Source organism: Anaerotalea alkaliphila (assembly GCF_010179735.1).
In the GTDB taxonomy this organism is placed as follows: Bacteria; Bacillota; Clostridia; order Lachnospirales; family Vallitaleaceae; genus Anaerotalea; species Anaerotalea alkaliphila.
The window spans coordinates 40986-66411 of record NZ_JAAEEH010000016.1; the positions used below are offsets into that span (position 1 = coordinate 40986).

At 56.3% G+C, this 25426-nt stretch carries 26 protein-coding genes; 1 reads left to right on the forward strand and 25 read right to left on the reverse strand.

What is annotated here, in order from left to right; genetic code table 11:
- Positions 1 to 12 precede the first annotated feature (12 nt).
- The 20 genes from GXN74_RS07295 to GXN74_RS07390 all read right to left on the reverse strand — a co-directional run bounded on the left by GXN74_RS07295 (position 13) and on the right by GXN74_RS07390 (position 20440).
- Entirely contained in the window at positions 13 to 273 is a 261-nt protein-coding gene (locus tag GXN74_RS07295; RefSeq protein WP_162370277.1) for an HPr family phosphocarrier protein, read from the reverse strand.
- Positions 266 to 1993 carry a phosphoenolpyruvate--protein phosphotransferase gene (ptsP, locus tag GXN74_RS07300; RefSeq protein ID WP_162370278.1) on the reverse strand — a complete coding sequence of 576 codons (1728 nt, stop codon included), beginning with the start codon at positions 1991 to 1993 and terminating at the stop codon, positions 266 to 268. The genes GXN74_RS07295 and ptsP overlap by 8 nt, the downstream gene beginning before the upstream one ends.
- A gap of 31 nt (positions 1994 to 2024) precedes the next feature.
- On the reverse strand, positions 2025 to 2975 hold the full coding sequence (locus GXN74_RS07305) for a sugar-binding transcriptional regulator (RefSeq protein ID WP_162370279.1): 951 nt from the start codon (positions 2973 to 2975) through the stop codon (positions 2025 to 2027).
- A 17-nt stretch (positions 2976 to 2992) separates the two neighbouring features.
- Positions 2993 to 3706, reverse strand: a complete 714-nt coding sequence (locus tag GXN74_RS07310) for an L-ribulose-5-phosphate 4-epimerase (RefSeq protein WP_162370280.1) — start codon at positions 3704 to 3706, stop codon at positions 2993 to 2995.
- Positions 3684 to 4562 (reverse strand): L-ribulose-5-phosphate 3-epimerase, encoded by an 879-nt coding sequence (locus GXN74_RS07315; protein ID WP_162370281.1) that lies wholly within the window; start codon positions 4560 to 4562, stop codon positions 3684 to 3686. Before GXN74_RS07315 ends, GXN74_RS07310 begins: the two co-directional genes overlap by 23 nt.
- 19 nt (positions 4563 to 4581) lie before the next feature.
- Entirely contained in the window at positions 4582 to 4860 is a 279-nt protein-coding gene (locus tag GXN74_RS07320) for a PTS sugar transporter subunit IIB (protein ID WP_162370282.1), read from the reverse strand.
- 54 nt (positions 4861 to 4914) lie between these two features.
- Positions 4915 to 5979, reverse strand: a complete 1065-nt coding sequence (gene ulaG / locus GXN74_RS07325) for an L-ascorbate 6-phosphate lactonase (RefSeq protein ID WP_162370283.1) — start codon at positions 5977 to 5979, stop codon at positions 4915 to 4917.
- A 34-nt stretch (positions 5980 to 6013) separates the two neighbouring features.
- Positions 6014 to 6457, reverse strand: a complete 444-nt coding sequence (locus tag GXN74_RS07330) for a PTS sugar transporter subunit IIA (protein ID WP_162370284.1) — start codon at positions 6455 to 6457, stop codon at positions 6014 to 6016.
- A 25-nt stretch (positions 6458 to 6482) separates the two neighbouring features.
- Entirely contained in the window at positions 6483 to 7919 is a 1437-nt protein-coding gene (locus GXN74_RS07335; RefSeq protein ID WP_343032803.1) for a PTS sugar transporter subunit IIC, read from the reverse strand.
- A 118-nt stretch (positions 7920 to 8037) separates the two neighbouring features.
- Positions 8038 to 9069 (reverse strand): hypothetical protein, encoded by a 1032-nt coding sequence (locus GXN74_RS07340; protein ID WP_162370286.1) that lies wholly within the window; start codon positions 9067 to 9069, stop codon positions 8038 to 8040.
- 235 nt (positions 9070 to 9304) lie between these two features.
- Positions 9305 to 10441 (reverse strand): glycerate kinase family protein, encoded by a 1137-nt coding sequence (locus GXN74_RS07345; protein WP_162370287.1) that lies wholly within the window; start codon positions 10439 to 10441, stop codon positions 9305 to 9307.
- A 94-nt stretch (positions 10442 to 10535) separates the two neighbouring features.
- Positions 10536 to 11492 (reverse strand): D-2-hydroxyacid dehydrogenase, encoded by a 957-nt coding sequence (locus GXN74_RS07350; RefSeq protein ID WP_162370288.1) that lies wholly within the window; start codon positions 11490 to 11492, stop codon positions 10536 to 10538.
- Between the two features lie 30 nt (positions 11493 to 11522).
- Positions 11523 to 12806: a TRAP transporter large permease gene (locus GXN74_RS07355; RefSeq protein WP_162370289.1), complete on the reverse strand. Its 1284-nt coding sequence runs from the start codon at positions 12804 to 12806 to the stop codon at positions 11523 to 11525.
- On the reverse strand, positions 12803 to 13315 hold the full coding sequence (locus GXN74_RS07360; RefSeq protein WP_162370290.1) for a TRAP transporter small permease subunit: 513 nt from the start codon (positions 13313 to 13315) through the stop codon (positions 12803 to 12805). Before GXN74_RS07360 ends, GXN74_RS07355 begins: the two co-directional genes overlap by 4 nt.
- A 17-nt stretch (positions 13316 to 13332) precedes the next feature.
- A complete protein-coding gene (locus GXN74_RS07365) occupies positions 13333 to 14322 on the reverse strand; it encodes a DctP family TRAP transporter solute-binding subunit (protein WP_343032804.1) in 990 nt (329 codons plus the stop codon).
- 131 nt (positions 14323 to 14453) lie between these two features.
- On the reverse strand, positions 14454 to 15986 hold the full coding sequence (locus tag GXN74_RS07370) for a xylulokinase (protein WP_162370291.1): 1533 nt from the start codon (positions 15984 to 15986) through the stop codon (positions 14454 to 14456).
- Positions 15987 to 16012: 26 nt separating this feature from the next.
- Positions 16013 to 16822, reverse strand: a complete 810-nt coding sequence (locus GXN74_RS07375; protein ID WP_246208635.1) for a class I fructose-bisphosphate aldolase — start codon at positions 16820 to 16822, stop codon at positions 16013 to 16015.
- A gap of 89 nt (positions 16823 to 16911) precedes the next feature.
- Positions 16912 to 17949 carry a zinc-dependent dehydrogenase gene (locus tag GXN74_RS07380; protein ID WP_162370301.1) on the reverse strand — a complete coding sequence of 346 codons (1038 nt, stop codon included), beginning with the start codon at positions 17947 to 17949 and terminating at the stop codon, positions 16912 to 16914.
- 328 nt (positions 17950 to 18277) lie between these two features.
- On the reverse strand, positions 18278 to 19126 hold the full coding sequence (locus tag GXN74_RS07385) for a MurR/RpiR family transcriptional regulator (RefSeq protein WP_162370293.1): 849 nt from the start codon (positions 19124 to 19126) through the stop codon (positions 18278 to 18280).
- A 78-nt stretch (positions 19127 to 19204) separates the two neighbouring features.
- A complete protein-coding gene (locus GXN74_RS07390; RefSeq protein WP_212505732.1) occupies positions 19205 to 20440 on the reverse strand; it encodes an ATP-binding protein in 1236 nt (411 codons plus the stop codon).
- 160 nt (positions 20441 to 20600) lie between these two features.
- Between GXN74_RS07390 and GXN74_RS07395 the strand changes: the two genes are divergently transcribed.
- Positions 20601 to 21116: a DUF3221 domain-containing protein gene (locus GXN74_RS07395; RefSeq protein ID WP_162370294.1), complete on the forward strand. Its 516-nt coding sequence runs from the start codon at positions 20601 to 20603 to the stop codon at positions 21114 to 21116.
- A 64-nt stretch (positions 21117 to 21180) separates the two neighbouring features.
- Here the strand turns inward: GXN74_RS07395 and GXN74_RS07400 are convergent, their stop codons facing one another.
- The 5 genes from GXN74_RS07400 to GXN74_RS07420 all read right to left on the reverse strand — a co-directional run bounded on the left by GXN74_RS07400 (position 21181) and on the right by GXN74_RS07420 (position 25258).
- Positions 21181 to 21975: an arsenite methyltransferase gene (locus GXN74_RS07400; RefSeq protein ID WP_162370295.1), complete on the reverse strand. Its 795-nt coding sequence runs from the start codon at positions 21973 to 21975 to the stop codon at positions 21181 to 21183.
- 87 nt (positions 21976 to 22062) lie between these two features.
- Entirely contained in the window at positions 22063 to 22632 is a 570-nt protein-coding gene (gene sigZ / locus GXN74_RS07405) for an RNA polymerase sigma factor SigZ (RefSeq protein ID WP_162370296.1), read from the reverse strand.
- 13 nt (positions 22633 to 22645) lie between these two features.
- The gene (locus GXN74_RS07410; protein WP_162370297.1) at positions 22646 to 23398 is read right to left on the reverse strand and encodes a class I SAM-dependent methyltransferase; all 753 of its coding nucleotides are present in this window, start codon (positions 23396 to 23398) and stop codon (positions 22646 to 22648) included.
- Positions 23399 to 23402: 4 nt separating this feature from the next.
- On the reverse strand, positions 23403 to 25094 hold the full coding sequence (locus GXN74_RS07415) for a sensor domain-containing diguanylate cyclase (RefSeq protein ID WP_162370298.1): 1692 nt from the start codon (positions 25092 to 25094) through the stop codon (positions 23403 to 23405).
- On the reverse strand, positions 25049 to 25258 hold the full coding sequence (locus GXN74_RS07420) for a hypothetical protein (RefSeq protein ID WP_162370299.1): 210 nt from the start codon (positions 25256 to 25258) through the stop codon (positions 25049 to 25051). Before GXN74_RS07420 ends, GXN74_RS07415 begins: the two co-directional genes overlap by 46 nt.
- Positions 25259 to 25426: the final 168 nt, after the last annotated feature.

Genomic DNA, 25426 nt, shown 5'->3' on the forward strand with positions numbered 1-25426 from the left:
CTTTCCATCGGGTCATTCCGCCAGGTTCCGGATATAATCCGTCAAGATGCCCAGCGCCTCCGACTCGTCGCCTCCGTCTACGCAAATTTCGATTTCCGTGCCCTTGCAGATGCCAAGCGACAGCAAGGCAAGCATGCTTTTCGCATTGACTTTGACACCTTCCTTGACTATGGAAACCGCACCGGACATCTTGTTTGCGAGCTTGATGAACTCCGAAGCCGGACGCGCATGCAAACCTGTTTCATTTGTAATTACAACGCTCTCTCTAACCATTGCTATCCTCCAATTTATCCATGTACTGTTTGATCATCGTCCCGACCTGCTCCTGATTTTCCATCCCAAGCGCAGCCTCCGCAAGCTGCGCGGCATCCTCCATCCGCACTTTGGAGAGCAGGGCCCGGATTCTCAGGATGCTGGGGGCGCTCATGCTGAATTCATCCAAGCCCAGGCCCATCAACAGGGGCAGGGCCTGCACTTCCCCCGCCATCTCACCGCACATGCCCACCCACTTCCCTTCCTTGTGCGCCGCATCGGCAACCATCTTGATCAGCCGCAGCAGCGAAGGGTTGTAGGGTTGGTAAAGGTAGGCCACCTTCTCGTTCATCCGGTCTGCGGCGAAGGTGTATTGGATCAGGTCGTTGGTTCCTATGGAAAAGAAGTCCACTTCCTTCGCAAAGACATCCGCAAGGATTGCCGTGGCCGGAATTTCAACCATGATGCCCAGCTTGTACCCGATTCCCAGGGACGCGTCCTCTTCCAGCAGCTCCTTTTCGATTTCCTCCAGCAGCCCCTTCACTTCCCGCAGCTCGTCGATGGTGGCGACCATCGGAAGCATGATGTGCAGGTTCCCCCAGCGGCTGGCCTTCAACAGGGCCCGCAGCTGGGTCCGGAACAGTTCCGGTGTGTTAAGGCACAGGCGCAGGGCCCGGTTCCCCAGAAACGGATTCAACTCGTGCTCCATCTTCAGATAATCCAGCTCCTTGTCGCCTCCGATGTCCAGCGTCCGGACGACCACCGGTTTGTCCCCCATCTTCTCCAGAACCCTGCGGTAAGCCTCGTACTGCACCTCTTCGCTTGGATGCACCTTGCTTTCCATGTACAGGAATTCCGTCCGGAACAGTCCGATGCATTCCGCGCCGTTGGCAAGGGCGGAGTCCACATCCTCCACACCGCCGATGTTGGCGCCGAGCTCAACATGGCGCCCATCCATCGTCATGCTCTTTTTGTCCCTGAAGGTCTTGAAATAATGCTTCTCTTCCCCCAAGGCAAGGATTTTCTCCTGGTACTCCTCGACGACATGCTCCCCTGGGTTCACAAGAACAACGCCTTCGGTCCCGTCCAAGATGACCATGTCGCCGTCCTGCAGGAGTGCAAAGGCATTCTTCGTCCCCACGACCGCGGGGATTTCCAGGGACCTTGCCATGATGGCGCTGTGGCTCGTGCGCCCGCCGACATCCGTGACAAAACCCTTGATCATCTTCCGGTCCAATTGGGCCGTGTCCGAGGGCGTCAGGTCTTTTGCGACCAAAACCACTTCCTCTTGGATGTTCGACAACGGCTCCATTTCGATCCCCTGCAGGTGCATCACCACCCGCTGGCCCAAATCCTTCATGTCGGCGGCACGTTCGCGAAAATAGTCGTTGTCCATGTTTTCGAACATTGTGATGTAGGTGTCCAGGATGCTCTGGAACGCATAGTCTGCATTCACCGCTTCGTCCCTGATTTTGTTCCGTACACCGGAAACCAGTTCCTGGTCCTTCAGTATTTCGATGTGGGCCTCAAAGATGTCGGCCGTCTCCTGGTTCGCACTTTCCAGCATCCGTTTGCGGATGCCTTCCAGATCATCGATGCTGCGCTCCATGCTCTTCTCGAAACGGTCGATCTGATTTTCGATGTCTATGTTGTGGTCTTCAACGACGGTGATTTCGGGTTTTTCGTATCTTCTGACCCGCGCAATGCTGATGCCGTTGCTGGCTCCGATTCCTTGAATCATTGTTTAGATCCTCCAGGTCCATTCATTCCATTCACTTCCCTGCCATCCGCAGCACTTCCTTCAGCGTCTCCTCATCCGACACCAAGGTATGCAGGAATCCGCCCCGCAAGGCCGCCAGTACCGCCTTCGCCTTCTTCTTTTCCGAAGCGATGGCGACGATTTTCTTCCTCTTGATGGTCTCCGTCCGGATTCCGATGACGCAGTCGTTGACATCGATATCCAGGAAGTCTCCGTTTTCGTCGAAAAAATGGGCCAGGATGAAGCCCACCCCACCTTTTTGTTTGATCGTATCCTGCATGTCCGGTTCGACATAGCTGTCCCAGAGGGTTTGCATCGCATCCCCGTCGATGGCGCCGATTCCCGTCAGGATCAGGTCGCACTTCTCGATCATGTCCAGTGTGTTCTTGATGAGCGGCGTCTCGATGATCGCATTTCTTGCAGCCGGGTCCTTGATATAGATCGGCGAGGGAAGCGGATACAGTTTGCCGTTCAGTGCCCTGGAAATCGTCCTCCCGATGCTCAACATGTCGTTGTTGTCCAAGTCATAGCTGATGGCTCCGAACAGTTCCACAATCCGCATATCATTGTAGCGGTGGGGCTGCAAGTAGGACGCCATGGCACGCATGTGCTTGCCCCAGGAAATGCCGAGGGTCATGTCATCCTTTAGGAGCAGGCCGACTTCCTTTGCCGCCGCCTTCCCCACCTGGCGCAGCGTCTCGTTCGCGTCGGTCAGGGTCTTTACGATGATAACATTGGGAACATTGAATCTTCGACGCAGTTCCCCTTGCAGATTGTCAAATCCATAGTTCTGATAATTGATGGTTATGTCTACAACCTGCTGTTCCCTGGCCTTCTTGAGCAACCTCGACACCTTGGGCCTTGAAATGAACAGTTCCTTCGCAATCTGGTTTTGGTTCATCCCCTCCAGGTAATACAGCACCGATGCATTGACCATCAATTGATGCTCCTCATAATCCGACATCCAACTCACCTCTTCATCTATCTGTTTTGGCCGTAGTACGCGCCGCTCCCGTGCTTCCGCAGATAATGCTTGTCCAGCAACGCCTGGCTGATTGTCCCGATTTGGCCGTTGATCCTTTCGGTACGGTATGCCATCTTCGCCACCTCTTCCATGACCCTGGCATTGTGCACTGCCTGGTCCGGGTTGCTGCCCCATCCGAAGGGCCCGTGGTTGGACACGATGATTCCTGGCATTTCCAGCGGCATCCGATTGTTCTCCTTCAGCGTTTCGATGATGACAAGGCCTGTATTCAGCTCGTATTCCCGGCCGATCTCATCCTCCGTCAGCACCCTGGTGCACAAGATGTCCCCGTAAAAATAGTCCGCATGGGTTGTGCCGTAGCACGGGATTTCCTTTCCGGCTTGGGCCCACGATGTGGCCCAGGCGGAATGCGTATGTACGACACTTCCAATTGTATCATATTCCCTATAAAGAGCAAGGTGCGTCGGCGTGTCGGAGGACGGGTTCAGTTTCCCTTCCCTGACATTCCCTTCAAGGTCCAGGACAACCATGTCCTCTTTCTTCATGGAATCATAGTCCACACCACTCGGCTTGATCACAACCAATCCCAGTTCCCGTTCGATCCCGCTCACGTTCCCCCAGGTATAGATGACCAACCCCTGCCTGACCAATTCCAGGTTCGCCTCAAATACCTGTTCCTTCAGCACATCAAGCTTGTTTCCCAAAGACATTGAACCTGTCACCCGCCTTTCCTTTCAGCCACTCGCCGGCGCTTCTGATATGGTCGATGCTTTCTTCCACCGTCGCATCCTGGGTGTTGTCCGCCCACATCTCCACCAGAAAGGGGCCCTGATATTCCAATGCGTCCAGTTTTGAAAACAGTTTCCCGAAATCCACCGTCCCTTCACCGAAGGGGACACATTTGAATTTGCCCGGCAGCGTATCCTTCAGGTGGATGCCGACGATATGGCCAATCCCCACCTCCAGTTCCCGTTCGGGTTCATCCGTCCATTGGCTGAGGTTCCCGAAATCCGGGTAGACCTGCAGCCAGGGCGAATCGACGGCTCGGACATACTCCATGCATCTTGTTATGGTGCCGATGAATTCCGTGTCCATGATTTCAATCGAAAGCATGACGCTGGCACTGGAAGCCTTTTTCACCGCATGCCTAAGACCCTCCAGGAATCCGGCCTTTGTCCCTTCGTCCGACCCTTCGTAGTACACATCATATCCGGCAAGCTGTATGTTCCTCACACCCAGGTCTTTGGCCAACACAATCGCCTTGTCCATGATCTCGTACGCTTTTCGTCTTGTCTTCGCATCCCTGCTTCCAAAGGGGTATTTCCGGTGGCCGCTCAGGCAGATGGAATTGATGTACATCTCCTGGTCGGCCAACAACCCCTTGATGTATTCCCGCTTCTCCCTGCTCCAGTCCAGCCTGTGCAATTTCTGGTCGCTTTCGTCTATGGACATTTCCAGAAAGTCATAGCCGGCTTCCTTTGCGATCTTGATTTTTGTTGCCCAGTCAAACTTCTCCGGTATCGCCTTTTCGTAAATGCCCAGCGGATTGTCCGTCAACTTGAACATAGGTCTCTCCATTTTCATTTTACTGCAGCGCTTTCTCCACCTTGGTCCTGATTTCCTCTTCCGACAACAGGTTGATCAAGCCGACGATTTTCGCTTTCCCTTTCGGATTGAATTCCTTTACAAGCTGTTCGGAAACAAGCACCAGGTCGAAGTTCACGGCCTCGGCCTTTGCCTGTCCGACACTGGCGTGGTGCACCTCGCATTCCAGGCCCATCGCCTTGAGCACCTTTTCGATCTTCATTTTGATGATGAGGCTTGATCCCATTCCATTACCGCATGCAGCCAATACTTTCAACATGGTTTTGTCTCCTTTTCACAGCATCGTCCGTTGCTATGGTTTCCAATTTTTTACTTACAGCACTGATTTGAAGGGAAGGTCGGGCTCTATGGCGAAGGCGTCATGGAAACCGCGGTCATACATATATTCCATCGAATCCTTGTCCTCCGGCCATGTGAACTTTCCGCCTACCTGCCAGATGAATGGTTTGAACTGGTATTTCAACCGGTCCTTCTTCATGTTCCAAAGCGTGGTGATTTCCTTTGGGTCTGCGGTGAAGTTTGTCCAGATGTCGTGATGGATTGGAATGACGACTTTTGTATTGAGGCATTCGGCCATCCGCAGGATGCATTCCGCCGTCATTTTGTCCGTCATTCCCCTCGGGTTTTCTCCAAAAGACCCCAGGGCAACATCGATCTCGTGGTCGTTTCCATGTTTTGCGAAATAATTGGAGTAGTGGGAATCGCCGCTGTGGTACAGGCTCCCCCCCGGAGTCTTGAACAGGTAGTTCAGTGCCAGATCGTCCATTTCCTGGGGCATCTTCCCTTTGAGCGTTACCCCCTTGGGTGCTGTGACCAATTCCGTGCGGTCGAACGAATCCAGCGCGACGATTTCCACGTCCTTGACCGTGTAGGTCTCTCCCGGTTTCAAGGTCACCAGCCGGGCTTCCGGCACTCCCCATTTCCTCCACAGGTCCACACAAGCTTTGGGTCCGATGAACTTGACGCTCTCGTCTGTGTTCTGGCAGATTGCCGCGGCGACATTTTCATCGATATGGTCGCCGTGGTCATGGGTAGAAAGCACGGCATCGATATCCTTGATCCTGAACGGGTCGATTACAACCGGGACGTTCCGCAGATTGGGCTGCATCGCCAGGCAGCCGATCATCCTCTGGTGCTGGTGTTGGTCTGCCATCAAGCCGTTTCCATGATTCCTCTTGCCTGTCTTCACCCATAGGTCCACACAAAGGTTCGCGTTCCCTTCGCTTTTCAGCCAAATCCCTGTGCATCCTAGCCACCACATGGAAAATGTTCCCGGCTCGACCACCGTCTGCTCTATCTCTTCATTCAGCCAGCTTCCCCATTCCGGAAACGTGCTCAAAATCCAACTTTCCCTTGTTATCTCATCAATCTTGCCCATTTGAATCTCCTCTCGTATTTGGTTGGTTCGATTATCAATTATTGAAGATCTCAATCATCTCTTTTTTTGTTTTCGCCTCGAAGATGGCGTCATGCTTCTCTTGATCGGACAAGACGGTGACGATCCTCTGCAGCATTTCCAGATGCGTCGTTGCGTCCACACAGGACAACGCTATGAAAAACGTGGCATCATTGTTGCCGTCCGGTGTGAACGACACGGGCTTTTCCACCTTCATGATGCTGTACCCCACCTTCACCGATCCTGTTTCCGGCCTTGCATGGGGCAATGCGATGTTCGGCGCGATGACCACATAGGGGCCGTGTTCCTTCACCGACTCGATCATCCCGTCGATGTAGGATTGTCTGACATACCCCTTCTGCAGGAGCGGGTCGGAGGAATACCGGATGGCATCCTCCCATGTGTCTATTTCATCATAGAATTGGATGAACTCCTCTGTCAATTCGAATCCTTCAATCATATGGTACCTCCCGTTTGTTTCTATCCTATTCATCCCGCATGGTCGTAAAGTATGTCGCCGCATGGCGTTTGTATTGCACCTGGGGAATGATCAGCATCAGGACGATCAGCGCCACCGGGGCTGCGATCCCGACGTATTTTGAAATGATTGTGGTTCCCATGAACAATGTGGCCCAGTCAAACATGCCCATCCATCCGATGACCTCCGGCGGTCCCACAAGGAAAGTCAGCACAAGCGCCGATCCGAACACCTGGATGAGTCCTGCGATGAAGGGAATGATTGCCGCCGCCCGTCTGCCGCCTGACTTGTTGGCAAATACCGCCAATGTGCCGTTGTCGAAGAAAAGGCAGATGAAGCCGGCAACGATCAGCACGGGGGACTTCAATAGGATTAGCGTGAAAATGGCGACTAGTTGACCGAAGAAGCCGAAAATGAAGCCGAACGTGGGTGCTTGGGGAGAAAACCCGAATGTTACCGCACAGTCCACCGCCGGAACGGACCCCTGCAACAGCTTGTCGGAAATCCCCTGGAAGGATGCCGTGAGTTCTGCAACGAACATCCGGACACCGGTCAACAGGATTGTAATGTACACTGCAAAGAACGCACAGGTTTCCCAAATGTAGGATCCAAAGAAATATTTGCTTTCATCATAGGCAAAGGTCTCCTTACCCAGCAAGACCATGATCGTTCCAATGAAGATGGTCATGATCAGCGCATTGGCCACCACATTGTCGTTCAGTATGGCCAGGAATCCCGGTGTTTCGACATGGTCGACGTTATGCTCCTTATTGCCGACTTTTCCTCCAAGCCGGTACGCCAGCCATGCGCCGAACATCTGCTGGTGGCCGACGGTGAAGCCTGCGCCGTCCGTGACTTCCTGCGTCGCTTCAATAATCAGGTTCGACATCACGGACCAGTAGGTTCCCATGAGCAATCCGGTGATGATTACAAGCTGCACAGTAGCAGGTTGCCTTCCGGATCCTTCAATCACCCAATACAGTGCCCACAGCAGGACGGCTGATTGCTGGTACATGATATGTCCGGTAATGAACAGGGAGCGGATTTTTGTGTATTTTCTGAATGCAACCAAGAGGATGTTGAAGGCAAACGCAATCATCATGACATAGCCTACAAATGCGAGGGAGTTGACCGTGGTCAAGAATTCCGTTGCCGATGTCTGTCCGAAATAGGGGTCGATCACCAACGCTTCAATTCCGTACTTTTGGGAAAGACTCTCGATGATCGGCCTGAATGTAGAAACCAGTCCGCCGGTACCTACTTGCAGAATCTTGAAACCGACGAAGGTCTTTACGAATCCTGCCAAAGCTTCATACACCTTTTTCCCGAGCAGGATATAACCGATGAAAACGACCGTTCCAAGCAACAGGGGCGCCTGGCCTAAAAACTTGTTAACAAAGTCCAAAAACAATTGAATAATAAAATCCATGTTATCCCCTTTCATTTCTACGTTATCAAGGACGTCCTCCTGATAGTAATATCATACCACTCGCAAGAACATTTGTCTATGCTTCTGTATATATTGAACAATTGTTCACTTCCTGTTTGTTCACTTCGTCCGCTTACGCCTCTTGACTCAGCTCATATATGGCTATTTCGCCTATTTGCCGGTTTGCGGCCAGAATCACATCCGTATCTCCCTTATGCGCAACCGCGATGTTGCTGGGGCCTCCCGTATTGTCCACGACCGTTTCAACGAAGTTCCCCTTATCATCCAGGGTATAGACCACCAGCTCCATCTTTCCCTTGCGCCCCGCAATGATGAAGGCCGGTTTTCCGAGCAGCTTTCCTCCCCAGACCACGTGTCCGAATTCATACGTGTGTTCATGGATGACCTTCCATCCGTCCTCGGTCTCCTTGTAGATCTTCCCTTTTTCGCCATGGAACGCCTCGATGGTGGCGATTTCAGGCTTGCCGTCCCCATCGATGTCGCACAGTGCGCAATCGCTGATCTCGTGGTCGAACAGCTGCTCCACCTGCCACTTTCCCTCCAACTTCTCTGGGGGATATGCGACGAACATCCCTTCTACACCGGTCACAAAAAACGCCTTCTTGCCTTTCCACTCGCTTGCGCAGAAGCCGTGGTTCTTTGTGATTCCATCATGGATGGTCGTCAGTTCGAACGGTTGCGTGATGTCTTCGTTGAACCTTCCCACGATGATCCTGCCCGGATCAGACCAGTCGTCCTTGAACTGTTTGCTGTTGCACAATACCCCGCCAATCAGATGCAGCCGGCCTTCAATCTCCAGCAGGTCGAACCTGTGCAGGTAAGGTATGGTCATGATCGGCACAACACTCCACCGGCCTTCCGCGTCCGCCTTCGCATGCACGATCCGGCATTCCGCCGCGTTGAAGGTGGGGATGAATTTCTGTGTTGCGATGAACTCGTTTTCCCTTCCTGGTACAGGGACGATGTTCATCGTGCCTCCAGGCCCGTCCCATACGACCGTTTTCTCATGGGTTTCCATGTCATAGGACACACACTGGCTTTCCCCCTCGGATGCGACTATGTACTTGGTTTTTCCGTTCACCTCCATGATTGTCGTCGCATACGCACGGTCCAGTTCTCCAAGGACAGTTTTCTGAATTTTCATGATTCATCCTCCTGATTCATATTGCATGGTGTTTTGTAGTTGATGCTATTATCATACACCTTTTTTACTCATTTGTGCAGTATCTATTTTATTTTGCACATTTGTTCACTTTTGGCCACGCCATTATGATGGGCCTCCCACAAAAAAGGGACCAGCCCCCGTCCCCGAAGGGCAGGCCTGATCCCGCTGTTGATGCCTTTCTTCAATTCGTCTTGTTCCCGTCATCCAGCATCGGCTACCGCATGGCCGCCACCAGCCGGAAGACTTGCTCCGCCACCGTAGCCATGTTCTTCCGGGCCACCTCCGGCCGCATGGCCTCCTCCAGGGGCACCAGCAGGGGATTGATGGAAAAGAACGCGTCGATCCCCTCCCTGTTGCAGGCCTGGGCCCCTTCCTTGACCCCGCCCGCCAGGGCGACCACCTTCGCCCCGTGCTTCTTGGCCAGCCTGGCCACGCCCACAGGCACCTTGCCCATGGCGGTCTGGTGGTCCAGGCAGCCCTCCCCGGTGACCACGAAATCCGCATCCCGCATGGATTCCTCCAGCTCCAGGGCCTCCAGGACCAGGTCGACCCCCGGTTCCAGGGCCCCGTCCAGATAGCTGAGGAAGGCGAAGCCCATGCCCCCTGCGGCTCCGGCCCCCGCGGTCAAGGCCTCGTCCCTGCCGGTTGCGGCCTTGGTCACTTCCGCATAGTGCCCCATGGCCCGGTCCAGCTCCTGGAGCATGTCTCCGGACACTCCTTTCTGGGGCCCGTAGACACGGGTGGCGCCATTCTCCCCGGTGAGGGGGTTCTTCACGTCGCAGGCCACCCGGAAGGTGCATTCCCCAAGGCCCGGATGTCGCCGGGCAGTGTCCACCCGGACAATCCTTTCCAGACACTGGGCCCCCAGGCCCACGTCCTTCCCTTCCCCGTCATAAAATCCGAAGCCCAGGGCCTGGAGCATCCCCACCCCGCCGTCGTTGGTGGCGCTGCCGCCGATTCCGATGAGGAAGTCCCTGCACCCCCGGTCCATGGCGTCCCGGATCATCTCCCCCACCCCATAGGAGGTGGCCTTTAGGGGCTCCTTCTTTTCGGAGCCCAGCAGGACGATGCCCGCCGCCTCCGCCATTTCGATGATGGCGGTGCCGGTCTCCCGCAGCCAGCCGTAGCTCGCCTCCACCTTGTTGCCCCTGGGGCCCGTGACGGTGATGGGGACCTTCTCTCCCCCCAGGCCTGCCACCAGGGCGTCCGTGGTCCCCTCCCCGCCGTCCGCGATGGGCTTCACGACGATGTCCGCATCCATGGCCCGCAGGATGCCTTCCTTCACCGCTTCCCCGGCCTCCAGGGAAGACATGCTTCCTTTGAACGAATCCACTGCTATGACGATCTTCATCCTATTGCCTCCTTTCCTGCCGATCGGCAGAAGAAAGACCTGCACCCCGCTGTCGACAGCCCCTGGGCCGTCTTGGGAAGTGCAGGTCTTTCATTCAATTTACCACATTGACGGGGGTCCCGTCCAGGAACCGTTTCAGGTTGTCCACCGCGATGTCCATCAGCCGTTGCCGGGACTCCTTGGGCGCCCAGGAGATGTGGGGGGTGATGAGGCAGTTCTTGGCCTTGAGAAGCGGGTTGTCCCCCTTGATCGGCTCCGAGGACACCACGTCCACTCCTGCTGCGGACACTTTGCCGCTGTTCAGGGCGTCGCACAGGTCCTGCTCCACGATCAGGGGTCCCCGGGAGTTGTTCAGGATGATCACGCCGTCCTTCATCTTGGCTATGCTCCCCTTGTTGATGATCCCTTCCGTCTCCGGAAAAAGAGGGCAGTGAAGGGTGATGACGTCGGATTGGGCGTACAGCTCGTCCAGCTCCACATATCTGCAGGTTTCCGTCTCCAGGGCGGGATTCCTGTAGGCGTCGTATGCCAGGACCTTCATCCCGAAGGCCTGGGCCAGCCTGGCCGTGGTCTGGCCGATCCGTCCGAAGCCGATGATCCCCATGGTCTTGTCCGCCAGCTCGATCAGCGGATGGTCCCAGAAGCACCAGTCTGCGTTCTTTTCCCACCGGCCTTCATGCACCGCATCGCTGTGGTGGCCCACATGGTGGCAGATCTCCAGCAACATGGCCATGACGAACTGGGCGACCGCGGCCGTGCCGTAGGTGGGGATGTTGCAGACGGGGATGCCATGCTCCCTCGCCGCCTGCACGTCCACGATGTTGTATCCCGTTGCCAGGACGCCGATGTACTTTACATTGGGGCACTGGGCCAGGGTTTCTCTGGTGATGGGGGTCTTGTTCACGATGACGACCTCCGCGTCCCCGATCCTTTTCACAATCTCTTCTGCAGGTGTCCGGTCATGGCACTGGAACTCCCCCAGCACCTCGAACCCTTCCCAGGACAGGTCCCCGGGGTTCTCCGTATATCCATCCAATATGACAATTTTCATTCTTCCTACCGTCCTTTGCCTTTCCTTAGCCTAAATCAAGTTGAAGATGAGGTTCACGGGTGCCGTTATTATTTGTGGAACAAGGATCAGGACCAGGATGATGATCGTCGTAAGGACCAGCCACGGAATCGTAGCTTTGACGATCGTCTCGATTTTCAGTCCGGTGACATTCTCCGCCGCATACAGGCAGACACCCACAGGCGGCGTGATCAGACCGAAGGAGAGGGTGATGATCATGAACACCACGAAGAACAGGGGGTCGATGCCGACGGCAACAACCGCAGGCAGCAGGATGGGCACCAGGATGTAGATGGCGGCAGTGGCATCCATGAACATCCCCACCAGGATCAGGAACACGAATACCAGCAGCATGATCACGATCTTGTTTGTGGAGAGGGAGGAGATGCCGGCAGCCACTTTTGCAGGCAGCCCGTCCAGGTTGAAGATGAAACTGGCGGGTTTGGCCGTGATGGCCACAAACAGGATCGAACCGGTAGCCCTCGCCCTAGATATGATGATTCTTGGAATGTCAGCCCACCGCAGCCCCTTGTAGACATAGATGGAAATGAAGATCGTATAGGCCACGGCGATTCCGGCGGCTTCCGTCGGAGTGTAGATGCCGGTGAACATGCCGACCAGCAGGATGACCGGAACCAATAGGGACGGGACCGCCAATACGAAGGCCTTTCCCAGCCGCTTCCAGTCGAATTCCGACTTGTCCCCAATCCCTGTCCTTTTGCAGTAAATGTAATTGTAGATCATGAAGATGAGGCCGATCATGATCCCCGGGATCAGTCCCGCAACCAGCGCACGTCCCACCGAGATGTCCGCTACGGACGCCGCGATGATCATGAGGATGCTGGGCGGTATGATGGACGCCAGCATGGAGCCGATGAGGTTGATTGCGGTGGCATACTCTTTGGGATAGCCCTTTTTTTCCAGGGCATTGATGCTCATTTTCCCGATGCTGGCGATCGACGCCACCGAGGACCCCGACATCCCCGCAAAAAGCATGCTGGTCATTACCGACACATGTCCGAGCCCACCGTAGATCCAGCCGACGGACGCATCGCAGAAGTTGTAGATCTTGTCGGCGACCCCACCCTCATCCATCAGGCTGCCCGCCAGGATGAAGAGGGGCACGCCCACCATCACGAAGCTGTTCATGGAGGTGAACATGGATTGGATGACCGAACTCAAAGGGATTTCGGTAAAGACCATGATGGTGAAGACCGAGGCTATTCCCAAAGCCACCGCAATGGGAACGCCCACCATCATGAGTACGAAAAACATGGCAAGCAGGGCAATACTCATAGGTCGATACCTCCAAAGATTTTTTCCGGTGTTTCAATCAGGCATTGGAATGTGGTGATCACACCCAGGACACCGGAGACCGGAAGCGTCATTCCGATGGCAGCCATCGGAATCATGATGGCTGCTCCTTTTTCGTTCATGGCGACCTGCTGGATGACCAGCTCGCCCCCATAGACGGCGATGAACACAAAGAATCCGATGGTTGCGACCAGATAGATGTAACCCGACAGTTTCCTGACCGGTGCCGGCAACAGGTCCATGAACACGTTGACCCTTGCCGATTCCCCGAACCGGAAGCCGTAGGCCAATGCGATGAACATCATCCACAGGAAGAGATATCTTGTCCCTTCTTCCGTCCAAGGCGCCGGCATTCCGACGATTCTGCCAATGATTTGGATGATGACCGTCACGAACAGTCCTCCCAGCGTAAGAAGAAGGATCTTCTCAGCCAGGGCGTTGACAACTTCGAAGAAGACTTTCAGCCTTTGACTTGAACGCAGTCTTTCCACAGTATCCCCCCTTTTCTCTAGTTCTTGCCAACAAACTCCAGTGTCTTGTTGAAGAGGTCATCGTTGCTGACCAGACCTTTGAACACGCTGTCATACAAGCCCTTGGACACTTCCACGAACTTCGCCTGGCCTTCCGCCGTCAACTCGTTCATTTCCATGCCGTTGTCGATGAGGAGCTGCAGCGCCAACGCATCTTGCTCGGTGTCGTAATCGATCTTCCATGTCTGCATCTCTTGGGCGGTTTCCGTGACCAGCTGCTGGAGGTCCTCGGGAAGGCCGTTGAACTTGGTCGAGCTCATCCCCACCACCCAGGTGTCGGCCATATGGTTGGACATCGTTATGTAGGATTGGACCTCATAGAACTTCGCAGACATGGGCACGTCCACCGGATTCTCCTGGCCGTCCAGCGTCTTCAGCTGGAGCGCGTTGTAGACCTCGCTGAAGGACATGGGAGTCGCCGTGGCGCCGCAGGCGGTGAAGAACTCCACCCAAAGGGGGTTGTTCGGCACCCGCAGGATGACGCCCTTCAGGTCCTCCGGCTCCGTGATCGGCCTTTTGGAGTTTGTGATCTGCCTAAAGCTTCTCGTCCACAGGGCCAGGGGCTCGATGTTCAGGGTGCTGACGGAATCCTTCAATTCATTTCCCACATCGCTGTTCACGTAATCCACAAGCTGGTCGAAATCGTCGAACATGTAGGGGATGCTCACCACGTTGAACTCCGGTTTGAAGTTCGCATAGAGGGATCCGGCAAGGACCAGCATGTCCAGGCCGCCTGCACCCACTTGCTTGATGGCTGCAGACCCGTCGCCTCCATACAGGGAGCCGTTGGGGAATACGGTGACCTTCAAGGCCCCTTGGCTGCGTTCGTTCAGTTGCTTCGCGAACTCCTCCGCCGCCACGGTTACGGAAGACGTTTCCGAATCCGGTACGGACAGGTTCAATTCATACACTTTGTCCGGTTTCGCCTGTTCCTCCGGAGCCTGCCCGTTGGACCCACCCGGTGCCACCGCAGTGTTTCCATCGCTTTTCTGACCGCAACCCGTAAACAACGCCACCATCAAACAGCAAACCAACAGAAAAGAAATTTTCTTCATAAGAACCATACCCCCGTTTTCATTGTCTTAAGTCATTGGTTTCACTAGCAATTCTGGTAATTCTGGTACAAATCTTTAATCCTTGGATACAGCTCCAGATAGGTTCTGTATCCTTTTTCATAGACGCTTTCCGTTGCCCCATTGGGCAGGATGACGTGTGTCACGTTTCTTTTCACCTTGTCGGCCGCTTCCTGGATGCTGCCGAAGATCCCGCATCCCACGCCGGCCAACAGCGCGGCTCCGATGGATGCCGCCTCCTTGATGTCCAGAACAAGTACTTTTTTTCCGGTGATGTCCGCCTTGATTTGGGACCAGATGATGCTGTTCGCACCACCGCCCACGGAGACAAAGCTCTGGTACTCCGTACCTGTCAGGTCTTCCGCGATGCCGATCAACTGCCTGAGTCCGTAACCGCATCCTTCCATGATGGACCGCAGCAGGTCGCCGCGTTTGCTGTCCAGGGAGACCCCGAAGAAAACGCCTCTCGCATAGGGGTCCCAGATGGGACAGCGTTCTCCCGCCATGTAGGGAAGGAACACGATGCCGTTGGACCCCGGGGCGGATGCTTCCACCTCCTCGTTTATCAGTTCAAAGGCGTTTTTTCCCGAACGGCTTGCCGCTTCCGTCAGGTCCTTGCAGAGTTCGTCCCGGGCCCACCGGAGGGAGGCGCCCGTGTTCGACATCGCCCCCTGGTAGACCCATGTGCCTTCCACCACATGGCACCGGTTGATGAAGCCTTTGCTAAACCGCGGCTTGTCCGTACAGATGGTGATCACATTCGAGGTTCCTGCGGATTCGCATGCGTCGCCATGTCGTGTCACGCCGCATGTGATGGAGGCACAGGGTGTGTCCGCCCCTCCGATGATGACCGGAATCCCCTCCGGCAGGCCCAGGCCGATGAATTCCTTGTTGTCCAGATGCCCTACGGTGTCGGTCGACAGCAGGACCGGGGGCAGCTTTTCCATGTCGATGCCAAAAAGGTCGCACAGTTCCTTGGACCATTGTTTCGAGCCGACCGTCTCGAACAAGGCTGTGTAGGAGGCGTTGGTGTGGTCGATGCCGTACTGTCCGGTGAGCAGCATCCCCATCAACGTGTTCACATGACCGAAGTACCGGGTCTTTTCATAGATGTACGGATGCTCCTCCTTGATCCACAACATGGATGTGACCGAAATCGCGCCGGACATCACATTGTTTGCCGTCTTCTCGAACACCGCATCCAGGTCCACGCTCCGTTGGATCCGCTCCGCCTGGCGGATGCTCCTCCTGTCGGAATAGATGATCGGATCCATAAGCACTTCATTGTTTTCTCCAAAGGCGGTCAGGCCCGGGCACAGGCAGGACAGCCCGATGCTCCTGATGTTGCCGGGTTCGATTCCCTGCTTCACCACAAGCTCCTTCAGACAGTGGACGGTCGCTTCCCACATGGTCTTGGTGTCCATACTGGCCCAACCCGTCCGCTCCCGCAGGATCGGGTACTCCTTGATCGCCATGCCCAGGACATTGGCCTGGGCGTCTATGACGGTTGTCTTTACGCTTCCCGTACCGATGTCGATCCCCAACAGATATGCTTCCATGCGATTCACTTCCCTCAAGCGGATTCTCAGAACTGGTCGTAGTTCTTGTCGTTCTCCAATTGCGCCAGCAACTCCTTCGCTTCCTTGACGCTGTAGCCTTCATGGATGATGTAGCGGAGGGCCACGACGAGGGCGGTGATGTCATGGTAGTCCCAGACGAACCTTCCCATGGTCACGCCGCCGACTCCGCAGTCCATGGCGTCCTTGGTCATGTTCAAGTAGTCGTCCAGGGTCTTGCAGTTGTCTCCGCCTTGGATGACCACCCGGGAGGGTGTGCACCGGACCACTTTGGCCATGCCTTCCTGGTCCCCTGTATAGGTTGTCTTGATGATGTCGATCCCAAGCTCCGTTGCGCTCCTTGTGCAGTAGGCGATGTATTCCCAATCCGTCTGCTTATCCTTTGGAACGCCTTCGCCTTTGGGATACACGTGGCCGATGAGGGGCATGCCCTTTGCCATGCATTCTTCAGAAAACTTCCCGATCTCCGCAAATTGCTGCGCCTGGAAGTCCCCGAATGTCATTGCCCCTACAGAAACCGCATCCGCACCCATCCGGATTGCCTCGTCCACGGATCCGAAGGCGATGTCGTAGGTGGGGTGGATGGGGGCGTAGCTGGAGCACTTCAGAAGGATCGACGTCTTCCCTGCGTTTTTCCACATGCAGTGTTCCGCGATTCCCTTGGTCATGGTCATGGCGTCCGGTCTGCCTGCAACGATCTTGTCGATGGTGTCTTGAATCGGTTGGAGGCCTGTCATCGGTCCGATGCCTCTCGAAATCGCATGGTCCACTGTGATCGCCATCATCCTGCCGCTCTTGGGGTTTACCAACCGGCTCATCCTTACCTCTTTGCCTAACATTGCCATTTCATTTCTCCTTTTCCGACTGTATGTAGTTTAGTATGTATTGTGGTATGTATTTAAACAACCTAGGGTTGTATTACAACCTTGAGACCTTCGCCGCTCCGGCTGCATTCATAGGCGGCTTGGAATTCATCCAGGGGGAAGTGGTGGGATGCGATCGCATTCAGGTCGATCTTTCCTGTCTTCACCATCTCCGCCGCCGCCAGGTAGTCGCTGCGCTTGTAGGCCGTGGAACCGCAGACATTGATCTCTTCGTAATGGATCAGGTTCGCCTCGATGGTCGCCTCGCCCTTTCCGGAAAAACCGGCGAACAGGCAGAGGGCCCCGCCTCTCTTGCAGAGTTTCAGCAAGTCGTTGATGATGGCCGGCACCCCGATGGCGAGCATGATCACATCCACGCCCTGCTTCCCGGTCTCCTGGGCAACGATGGATGCCAGGTCCTCTTCCAGCGGGTTGACCACCCGGTCCGCCCCCAATTCCATCGCCTTTGTCCTCCGGTATTCGTTGGGTTCGCTGACGATCACCTTGCTTGCGCCGGCTATTTGGGACAGCTGCAGGTGCATCAGTCCGATGGGGCCGGCGCCCACGACCAGGACCGTGTCGTTGAATTTCGTCCCCGCGTTGACCATCCCCCGGATGCAGCAGGCCAGCGGTTCGATCAGGGCCCCCTCGGTGGAACTGACGGTCTCCGGCAGCTTCACCACGTTCCCCGCCTGGATGCAGATGTCCGGAATCCGCGTGTATTCCGCGAACCCGCCATCGAATTCATAGCCGATGGCCTTTCTGTTCAGGCAGGCGTTCTCCCTGCCGTTCAGGCAGCTGGCGCATGCGCCGCAGGGAATCACGTTGGCGATGGCCACCCTGTCCCCCACGGCAAAACCGTCCACGTTCCCGCCGGTTTCCGTGATGCTGCCGCAGATTTCATGGCCGATGGTGGACGGGTATCGGACACCTTTGGTCTTTTTCCCCTCCAGGATCCTGATGTCCGTGCCACACAGGGCAGCGCTCTCCACCTTGATCAACATTTCGTCTTCCGTAATGACTGGCTTATCGACTTCCTTCACAGAAAAATCGTTGGGTCCGTTAAGGACCAGTGCTTTCATCTTCACACAAATCTCCCTTTCACCATCTCAACAGCAATTGATTGCTACACCTTTGCAAAGGGCTTTGTAATTTATTTTCAATAACAATATAACATGCCTGAATATTTTTTTCAATACCCATATTTCTTTTCGGCTATATGTGAAATTTATTTCCACCTATTTTGTGCATTACTTACAATTCCACTGCACCATTTTCAATATTTCCATCTTTTTATTCATTTTCAGCCCAGTATCCACCCGTTTGCACCACTTTCCAAGCGCATCAAATCCAGAAATTTATTTTCAGAAATATATTTTCACAAAAAAAAGCCCCTATCCGGGACTTTGCTCAAAACTTGTTTTGGGACGTCGCCTTTCTTGTCTCCTGTATCGACTGGAAGGACAGGTCATAGTCCCTGAAAGCGGCCATCGCCACCAAGGCGTCCATGATCGCCAGCTGGGCGATCCGCGTGCTGACCGCTTCCGACTTGAAGATGGTCTCCTCCGAAGCGCAGAAGATCGACACATCCGCCAGTTTGGACAACGGTGTTTTCTCTTGGGAAACAAGCGCCACCGTCTTCGCGTTCTTCCCCTTGGCGATTTCCATGCATTTCATCACGTTGCTGCTGCTGCCGGAATGCGATATGCAGAAGGCCAGGTCGTCCGGACCCAACAAGGCCGAAGCCATCAGCTGCATGTCCGCATCCTCATACACAAAGGAGCGGATTCCGATCTTCAGCAGCTTGTGCTGTGTGTCCTTGCCCACAAGGAGGCTTCCTCCGCTGCCGAAGAAGGTGATGCTCTTTGCCTCGGCGAGCATCTCGGCGACTGCAGCCATCTTCTTGATGTCCAGGATCGCCAGGGTGCCCCGCAGCACATTGATGTTCGTTCCGAACACCTTGTTGCAGAGGGTCTGGTCGTCATCCCCTTTTTCCAGGACCGGATTGAAATGCCTGTCTTTCGGCAGCACGTCCCTGGCGGCGCTGATCTTGAAGTCCTGGTACCCCTTGTAACCCAGGCTTTTGCAGAACCGCACCACCGAAGCGTCGCTGACCTCCGCATTCTCCGACAACTCGGAGATGTTGCTGGTCAGGACTTTCTCGTAATTGTTCAGCACGTATTCCGCGATCTTTTGTTCCGTGTTTGTAAGCGACCCCATCTTGCTCCGGATCTTTTCCGCACATGTGATTTCAACCATGCCTCATCTCACTCTCCCTTCATATGAAAATAATATCACAAAAAGGGGGCTATTTTCAATCCATTCTAAAAATATTTTTCACTCCAAGAGGAAGTCCACTAGATTCATCCAGGTGATTCCTCCCTGCACCCCCACCGGAATCCGGTCCATGGATAGAACCATCTTCGGATGGCTGTCCCCAGTCCTGGTCAGGGGTCCGTACTCCCTCTCCACCACAGCCTCCGTGGCCAGCAGGTAGGTGACCTGGATGTAGAGCTTTTCCTGCTTCTTTTCCGCAATGAAGTCGATTTCCGCATCCCCTTCCTTGCCCACATGCACCCGGTACCCCCTGCGCAGCAGCTCCAGAAAAACGATGTTCTCCAACAGCTGCGCAATGTCGTTCTGTCTGTATCCAAGCATGCCGTAGCGCAAGCCCTGGTCCACCAGGAAATATTTTTCCATCCTCTCCAGGATCTTCTTCCCTTTGATGTCGTACCGTTTTGCCGTGTACAGGATCATGGCATTCTCCAGTGCCGCGATGTAGTTGTAGATGGATTCGACTCCCACGCTTTTTCCCTGGCTTTTCAGATAGTCCGCAATCCTTTTGGCGCTGAAGATCTGGCCGATGTTGTCCATGATGTAGACCAGCACCCGCTCCAGCAGCTCGGGATCCCTAATGCTGTTCCGCTGGACAACATCCTTCAACAACACCGAGTTGTAGATGCCTTTGATGTACTGGCTCTTGATGTCCTCTTCCCTGGGGAGCTGATGCAGCCCCGGAAACCCTCCGTACCGGACATATTCATAGAACGCATCCTCCACGTCGGATTTCCGGGATGCCTCCACATCATAGAAGTCCAGATACTCTCTGAAGGACAGGGGATACAGCTCCAACTCCACATATCTTCCCGTCAGGTAGGTCGCCAGCTCCCCCGAAAGCATATGGGCGTTGGAGCCCGTCAGATAGATGTCGCAGTCCAAATCGACGGCGAAGGACCGTATGGCCTTTTCCCATTGCTCCACTTCCTGGATTTCATCCATCAGGATGTAGACCTTACCCTCCAGGCCCTTGGCCCTTTCCATGATATGGTCATAGAGGGGCCGATAGTGCCTGTAGGCCTCGAAGGACAGAGATTCAAAGTCGATCTGGATGATCCTCTCCGATTCCACTCCCCTCTCCCGCAAGGTCGTTGCGAGCAGCTTCAGCAGGTAAGATTTTCCACATCTGCGGATGCCCGTGATGATCTTGATCACGGGTGTATCTATGTACTGGACCAATTGCTTGATGAAGAGCTCCCTGTTTTTCAATGCGGCACCTCCCTGGGTTTCTTTCATTATAAGCCCATTCCCAGAGCAGGTCAATAGTTCTTCTGTATCGAAACTATTTACTGTTTTTATGAATTAGTTCTTCCGTATCGAAACTATTCTTCCAGCCAAGCTTCACCGGAACTTTTCCCCTTCCCCCCTCGTCTATGGACCAGGGAGGTGGAACACCATGAAAACCATCACAAAGATTTCCATCATCGTCTGTGCAGCATTCCTGGCCCTGGCCGCCACCGGATGCGCCAAAGGCGGCAAGCCGGACACCGAACCCGGACTGACCGGCCATCTCATGGCCCGGGAGGGGGGAAGGATCCTGGTCATCGACACCCAGGCCCAGGACTTCAGCTCCACTGGCGGTGTGGATTCCTTCTACAACGCCATTTGGTTCTCCAATGCGCCGGAAGACATCCCCCTGGGGGAAACCGTCTCCGTCTGGTTCGACGCGGTCGCCGAATCCTATCCTGGCCAGTCGGAAGCCATCCATGTGGAGGTGGTCCCCAGCGAGAAGCCCCCGGGCGCCGACCTCACCCAGGCCCAGGCCCTGAACCTGGCCCTCACCGGACCGGAATACATCCAGACCTCCGCCGTGACCTCCATCGCCTACGAGGCGGAAACCGACCTCTGGACCTTCGGGATGCAGGTTCTTTTTGAAGAGACCGCATACACCATCACGGTGGCTGACGAATGAAAAAGCCGTAAATGAAAAAGCTGCGCCTACCCTTTCATCACATGGGTGGGCGCAGCTTTTTCAACTACCCTTCTTTCCTCGCCTCGATCATGAAGGACGCCACATACTCCTCCACCCCGTGCCCCGGCACCCAGGATTCCAGGATCTGGCGGCTGTTGTCCTTGGGGGTCAGCCGGATGTCCACGAAGCCCGCAGCCTCCAGCATGTGCCGGATCTCCTCCACATAGGCCGCACCGCCGATGCAGCCCGCCACCATCTCCAGGCTCCGCTGCACCTCCTCCGGCAAGGGGGCGGTGGCCACCACGTCCGACACCGACAGCCGGCCTCCGGCCTTCAGGACCCGGTATGCGTCCTTGAACACCTGGGCCTTGTCCAGGGCCAGGTTGATGACGCAGTTGGAGATGACCACGTCCACCGAGGCGTCCGCCACCGGCAGGTGCTCGATCTCCCCCAGCCGGAACTCCACATTGGCGAAGCCGCTTTCTTCGGCGTTCTTCCGGGCCAGTTCCAGCATCTCCGGGGTCATGTCCACTCCGATCACATGGCCGGCCTCCCCCACCCGGCTCCTGGCCAGGAAGCAGTCCATCCCGCCGCCGCTGCCCAGGTCCAGCACCGTCTCCCCCTCCTTCAGGCCGGCGATGGCCACGGGGTTCCCGCAGCCCAGGCCCATGTTGGCCCCCCCGGGGATCTGGGCCAGGTCCTTCTCGTCGTAGCCCAGGCTGGCGGAGGTCCCTTGGATGTCCACCGGACCGGTGCCGCAGCATCCGTCACCGCAGCCGCAGCCCCCGTCGGCGCCCTTCAGGGCCACCGCCTTGTAGTTCTTCCGGATGAATCCCCGGATCTCTTCCTTCTTCTTCATGTCCTTCCTCCTCGAATCATCTGCAATATCGTCTCACCTTGGTAGACGGGAAAAACAGAAAAAGGACGCAGATTTTTTGCGTCCTTCTCAGCAATATTTGCAGTTCTTGTCCTTGTGCCTGTAGTCGACGACGTTCCCCTTGCCGTCGGTCTCCACCTGGCAGCAGGCCAGCAGGGTGGTCTTGAGCATCTTCCTTCCCCGCTGTACCCGGGACTTGGCTCCCGAAAGGCTGATTCCCAGCTTCCGGCCCAACTCCGCCTGGGTCAAGTCCCCGAATTCCGTCAGCAGGATGGCCTGTCGGTACTTCTCGGGAAGCTCCTCCACCATCACCTTCAGGCAGGCGGCGATCTCCTTGTTGGTGGACAGGTCCTCCTCCGGCTCCCGGGCCAGCTCCAGCTCCGGATCCGTGGGGAGGACCAGGACCTCCCGGTTCCCCGGATCCTTCCGGTAGTGGTCGATGATGGTGTTGCGGGCGATGCCGTAAATCCATGCCTGGATCTTCTCCTCCTCCCGCAGGCTGCCCATGCTTGCGTGGATCTTGAGGAAGACCTCCTGGAGGATGTCCTCCACGTCCTGCTCCTTGGCCACCCTCTTTCTGATGAAGCCCCGCAGGGGAGCGCTGAACTCCTCCCACAGGTTCTGGATGTTCCGCCTCATGGCCGTTCCCCTCCTAATCACCGGTCCTCTGTGCGATGAAGAACCCGTAGCCGTAATGCTCCTTATACTTCCTGTACATCCGGATCTCCTCCTGGTGTTCCTCCACCAGGGCCCTGGCCCCCGGACTGTGGCCGTGCCGCTTCAGGAAGTCCTCCAGCCGCTCCAAGAGCGGCTCGTAGAACGCCTCCAGCCAGCAGCTCTCGGGCAGGAGGAAATGGGCCACCGGCCGGTAGCCGGCCTCCTCCAGCACTTTGGTCACGCCGGAGACCGTGTCGATCTCCGGATAGAGCCCCTCCCAATAGCTGGTGAGCTCCTGGGGCCGTTCCTTGGTGAACCAGCAGATTTCCGACACCGCCAGGAACCCCCGGGACTTCAGGAGTCGCCTCCACTCCCGCACTCCCCGGGCGAAGCCCATGTTGTAGATGGCCCCCTCCGACCAGACCAGGTCGAAGGAACCGTCCGGATAGGGCAGGGCCTCCATGGAGGCCCGGACCCCGTGGATCCGTTCCCCAAGCCCCGCCCGGGCGGCCCGGCCTTCCAGGATCTCCAGGAAGGCCGGCAGGAAATCCACAGCTTCGATCCTGGCTCCCGTCTTTTTCCCCAGGGTCAGGGTCTGTCCACCTGTCCCGCAGCCGATGTCCAGGATCCGGGAATCGGGGCCGATCCCCTCCGTGAATGCCAGGGCCTGGAGGGTGGCCTCCGGACTCCCCGGCCCCTGCCGGTCCCCGTCCTTGTGCAGGTCGATCATCAATTCCATTTCATCCATAGGCTCACTCCTGTTCCTTCAGCCGTCTCTTGTCCGCGTACATCATGTGGTCGATCCTGTGGAAGAACTTCCCGAAGTCCTCCCCTTCCAGATACACGTCGCTGCCCACGGCCACTTCCAGCCGGTAAGGCAGCTCCCTCTGTTCCCGCTCCACTTTCTCCAGGAACCGGGCCAGCTGGTGCGCGTAGACGGTCTGGTCGGTGCTCCCCAGGATGCAGGCGAACTCGTCCCCGCCCAGGCGGTAGCAGGCCCCCTCCTTCCCGAAGGTCTCCTCCATGCACCGGAAGCACCGGGTGATGGCCCGGTCCCCTTCCCCATGCCCGTACCGGTCGTTGATGTGCTTCAGGTGGTTCATGTCCAGCAGCACCAGCCGGAAGCGCCGGGGGGTCTCCCCGCCCGCCAATGCCTCCACGTCCCGCTCGAAGGCCGCCCGGTTCATGCCCTCCGTAAGGATGTCCTTGAAGGCCAGCTTCTCGAAGAACCGGGCCTCCCGCTCCCGCAGCAGCAGGCCGTTGAAGTACCGGACCGAATCCCCCGCCAGCAGCCCCAGGAACACCATGATCCCCAGCCGGCTGTAGAGGGAGGTGGCTTCGAAGTTCCGGCTGAAGAACTGCAGGATTTCGAATACGATCAGGGCCACAAAGATGCCCATGTGCCAGAGTAGCCGCTTGGCCTGGGGATTCCCGAAGCGCAGGTGCTCCACCAGCAGCAGGAACACCACCACCACCAGGCTGGCCAGAATCATCCCGTTGGTCAGCTGCAGGCTCTCGAAGAAACCCGTTTTTCCGGAGAGCTGGAGCCCCAGGTTCACCAGGAAGTCCAGGAAGAACACCGCCGCCATCCCTTCCATCAGCCGTCGGTACCGGTTGAACACCACCTCCCTAAGGTACAGGAGCAGGGGCATGGGCAGCACCGCCACCAGCATGTAGCTGGTGCCCCCCAGCAGGAACCGGTTGCCGGTGAAGAGCTGCAGGAGCTTGGCCTCCGAGAGCAGCCAGACGCTCACCGCCATCGCGAAGAGCCCCAGATGCAGGAGCCGGTTGTCCCCCATGTTCCTGAGGAAAAAGGAGACCAGCACCAGCAGGAGCCCCAGGAAAAAAATCACCAAAGAGACCAGCAGCCCCAGCCGCTGGCCTTCCAGCAGGTCGTACACCAATGCGTCCCCCCTTCCGTAGAAGACGGGGTTCACCACACCGGAAAAGGCCCTCACCGGCGATTCCATCACCAAGGCGAGGGTCTTTCCCTGCACATCCGGAGGCAGGGAGACCAGGTGCCAGACGCTGGCATCCGGACTGGTCAGAAGACCGCCGACCGGCTTTTCGTCGCTGAAGATCTCCTCCCCGTCCACCAGCACCTGGATGGACTGCATGGAGGAGCGGATCCGCAGCTGCATCTGCTCCGGAAAGTCCTCCTCCAGCACCCGCCAGGCCTTGTAGACCACCCCGGGCTCCAATGCCAGGTCCGCCGGCAGGGTACGGTCCGTCAGGACCGTGTTCCCATAGCCCAAGCTCCATCCCTCGTTCAGCCCGAAGGCCTGGTTGCGGACCAGGCGCAGGTCCTCCGTGGGGACCAGCCGGGAGACCAGAGCGACCAGCAGGAGCAGCAGGACCACCAGCAGATGGACCAGCCTGCCCTTCCTGCCTCCAGAGCTCATTCCACCCGTTCCTGCTCCCTCTCCCAATGCTTTCCGTTCCATTCCATCCAATTTCCTTCCTGGTCCCATGCGCCGTACCGCTCCTCCACCCGGTTACCTTCCTCATCGTAGATGTACCGGATGCCCGTGTAGTCCCCGAAGACCACCCCGGTCAGACGGTTGGATTCGTCATAGGTGTATCTGCTTACCCTTTTCTCTATCCCCATGGCTCCACTCCCCTTTCTTGCCCCTTTCTTTCTCTTTCTTCTATTGTACCAAATCGCTGGCGCGATGGCTAGGCAAGGCACATCGTTTTTCAAGCCTTTAGTCTTTCCCGTAGCCATGTTTTTTTGATTTAGAACAAAAAAGTAGTAGCTGCTTTTGAATATGTGTTA

Excerpts from the sequence above, each read along its gene's own strand:
- GXN74_RS07330 (WP_162370284.1), bottom strand. The coding sequence starts at position 6,457 with ATGATTGAAGGATTCGAATTGACAGAGGAGTTCATCCAATTCTATGAT.
- GXN74_RS07375 (WP_246208635.1), bottom strand. The coding sequence starts at position 16,822 with ATGAGCCGGTTGGTAAACCCCAAGAGCGGCAGGATGATGGCGATCACA.
- GXN74_RS07395 (WP_162370294.1), top strand. The coding sequence starts at position 20,601 with ATGAAAACCATCACAAAGATTTCCATCATCGTCTGTGCAGCATTCCTG.
- sigZ (WP_162370296.1), bottom strand. The coding sequence starts at position 22,632 with ATGAGGCGGAACATCCAGAACCTGTGGGAGGAGTTCAGCGCTCCCCTG.
- GXN74_RS07345 (WP_162370287.1), bottom strand. The coding sequence starts at position 10,441 with ATGAAGATCGTCATAGCAGTGGATTCGTTCAAAGGAAGCATGTCTTCC.
- GXN74_RS07355 (WP_162370289.1), bottom strand. The coding sequence starts at position 12,806 with ATGAGTATTGCCCTGCTTGCCATGTTTTTCGTACTCATGATGGTGGGC.
- GXN74_RS07295 (WP_162370277.1), bottom strand. The coding sequence starts at position 273 with ATGGTTAGAGAGAGCGTTGTAATTACAAATGAAACAGGTTTGCATGCG.
- GXN74_RS07400 (WP_162370295.1), bottom strand. The coding sequence starts at position 21,975 with ATGAAGAAGAAGGAAGAGATCCGGGGATTCATCCGGAAGAACTACAAG.
- GXN74_RS07410 (WP_162370297.1), bottom strand. The coding sequence starts at position 23,398 with ATGGATGAAATGGAATTGATGATCGACCTGCACAAGGACGGGGACCGG.
- GXN74_RS07415 (WP_162370298.1), bottom strand. The coding sequence starts at position 25,094 with ATGGAACGGAAAGCATTGGGAGAGGGAGCAGGAACGGGTGGAATGAGC.
- GXN74_RS07385 (WP_162370293.1), bottom strand. The coding sequence starts at position 19,126 with ATGGTTGAAATCACATGTGCGGAAAAGATCCGGAGCAAGATGGGGTCG.
- GXN74_RS07320 (WP_162370282.1), bottom strand. The coding sequence starts at position 4,860 with ATGTTGAAAGTATTGGCTGCATGCGGTAATGGAATGGGATCAAGCCTC.
- GXN74_RS07340 (WP_162370286.1), bottom strand. The coding sequence starts at position 9,069 with ATGAAAATTCAGAAAACTGTCCTTGGAGAACTGGACCGTGCGTATGCG.
- GXN74_RS07350 (WP_162370288.1), bottom strand. The coding sequence starts at position 11,492 with ATGAAAATTGTCATATTGGATGGATATACGGAGAACCCCGGGGACCTG.
- GXN74_RS07370 (WP_162370291.1), bottom strand. The coding sequence starts at position 15,986 with ATGGAAGCATATCTGTTGGGGATCGACATCGGTACGGGAAGCGTAAAG.
- GXN74_RS07380 (WP_162370301.1), bottom strand. The coding sequence starts at position 17,949 with ATGAAAGCACTGGTCCTTAACGGACCCAACGATTTTTCTGTGAAGGAA.
- GXN74_RS07310 (WP_162370280.1), bottom strand. The coding sequence starts at position 3,706 with ATGTCTTTGGGAAACAAGCTTGATGTGCTGAAGGAACAGGTATTTGAG.
- GXN74_RS07315 (WP_162370281.1), bottom strand. The coding sequence starts at position 4,562 with ATGTTCAAGTTGACGGACAATCCGCTGGGCATTTACGAAAAGGCGATA.
- GXN74_RS07305 (WP_162370279.1), bottom strand. The coding sequence starts at position 2,975 with ATGTCGGATTATGAGGAGCATCAATTGATGGTCAATGCATCGGTGCTG.
- ptsP (WP_162370278.1), bottom strand. The coding sequence starts at position 1,993 with ATGATTCAAGGAATCGGAGCCAGCAACGGCATCAGCATTGCGCGGGTC.
- ulaG (WP_162370283.1), bottom strand. The coding sequence starts at position 5,979 with ATGGGCAAGATTGATGAGATAACAAGGGAAAGTTGGATTTTGAGCACG.
- GXN74_RS07390 (WP_212505732.1), bottom strand. The coding sequence starts at position 20,440 with ATGAAAGAAACCCAGGGAGGTGCCGCATTGAAAAACAGGGAGCTCTTC.
- GXN74_RS07420 (WP_162370299.1), bottom strand. The coding sequence starts at position 25,258 with ATGGGGATAGAGAAAAGGGTAAGCAGATACACCTATGACGAATCCAAC.
- GXN74_RS07335 (WP_343032803.1), bottom strand. The coding sequence starts at position 7,919 with ATGAAAGGGGATAACATGGATTTTATTATTCAATTGTTTTTGGACTTT.